We start from the raw sequence: 255 nt of genomic DNA on the forward strand, positions 1-255 counted from the left end.
GTTCGATCAAGCCGCACACCAAGTTCGACGCCGAAGTGTACGTGCTGTCGAAGGACGAAGGCGGCCGTCACACCCCGTTCTTCAAGGGCTACCGCCCGCAGTTCTACTTCCGTACCACCGACATCACCGGTGCGGTTGAACTGCCGGAAGGCGTGGAAATGGTCATGCCGGGCGACAACATCAAGATGGTCGTCACCCTGATCAACCCGGTCGCCATGGACTCGGGCCTGCGCTTCGCCATCCGCGAAGGCGGCC

The 255-nt window shown here is 62.4% G+C and carries 1 pseudogene; it reads left to right on the top strand.

What is annotated here, in order from left to right:
• Positions 1-255: pseudogene (gene tuf, locus QMX83_RS21655) on the top strand (elongation factor Tu); the annotation flags it as partial.

The organism is Stenotrophomonas sp. PS02289, from assembly GCF_029960115.1.
Classification (GTDB): domain Bacteria; phylum Pseudomonadota; class Gammaproteobacteria; order Xanthomonadales; family Xanthomonadaceae; genus Stenotrophomonas.